This window comes from Thorsellia kenyensis (assembly GCF_042432445.1).
GTDB classification, from domain to species: Bacteria; Pseudomonadota; Gammaproteobacteria; order Enterobacterales; family Thorselliaceae; genus Thorsellia; species Thorsellia kenyensis.
This window is the reverse complement of sequence record NZ_JBHLXE010000118.1, coordinates 1-1,047: the sequence shown is the minus strand read 5'-3', so window position 1 is coordinate 1,047 and position 1,047 is coordinate 1. Positions and strand designations below refer to the sequence as shown.

Annotated in this window: 1 rRNA gene; it reads left to right on the top strand. The window is 50.9% G+C overall.

The annotated features are described in order from the left end of the window. Window positions 1–1,047: ribosomal RNA gene (locus tag ACFFIT_RS13230) — 23S ribosomal RNA — on the top strand; the annotation flags it as partial.

The window sequence follows — 1,047 nt, the reverse complement described above, 5'->3', positions numbered from 1 at the left end:
CGCCTGCCCGGTGCTGGAAGGTTAAATGATGGGGTTAGCGTAAGCGAAGCTCTTGATTGAAGCCCCAGTAAACGGCGGCCGTAACTATAACGGTCCTAAGGTAGCGAAATTCCTTGTCGGGTAAGTTCCGACCTGCACGAATGGCGTAATGATGGCCAGGCTGTCTCCACCCGAGACTCAGTGAAATTGAAATCGCCGTGAAGATGCGGTGTACCCGCGGCAAGACGGAAAGACCCCGTGAACCTTTACTATAGCTTGACACTGAACATTGAGCCTTAATGTGTAGGATAGGTGGGAGGCTTTGAAGTAGCGACGCCAGTCGTTATGGAGCCATCCTTGAAATACCACCCTTTAATGTTTGATGTTCTCACTTAGTTCCCTAATCGGGAATGAGGACAGTGTCTGGTGGGTAGTTTGACTGGGGCGGTCTCCTCCTAAATCGTAACGGAGGAGCACGAAGGTTAGCTAAGCATGGTCGGACATCATGCGGTTAGTGTAATGGTATAAGCTAGCTTGACTGCGAGACAGACATGTCGAGCAGGTACGAAAGTAGGTCATAGTGATCCGGTGGTTCTGTATGGAAGGGCCATCGCTCAACGGATAAAAGGTACTCCGGGGATAACAGGCTGATACCGCCCAAGAGTTCATATCGACGGCGGTGTTTGGCACCTCGATGTCGGCTCATCACATCCTGGGGCTGAAGTCGGTCCCAAGGGTATGGCTGTTCGCCATTTAAAGTGGTACGCGAGCTGGGTTTAGAACGTCGTGAGACAGTTCGGTCCCTATCTGTCGTGGGCGTTGGAAGATTGAGGGGGGTTGCTTCTAGTACGAGAGGACCGAGGTGAACGCATCACTGGTGTTCGGGTTGTCATGCCAATGGCACTGCCCGGTAGCTAAATGCGGACGAGATAATCGCTGAAAGCATCTAAGCGAGAAACTTTCCCCAAGATGAGTCTTCCCTATACGTAAGTATCTATAAGGGTTGTTAAAGACTATGACGTAGATAGGTGGGGTGTGTAAGTACAGCGATGTATTGAGCTAACCCAT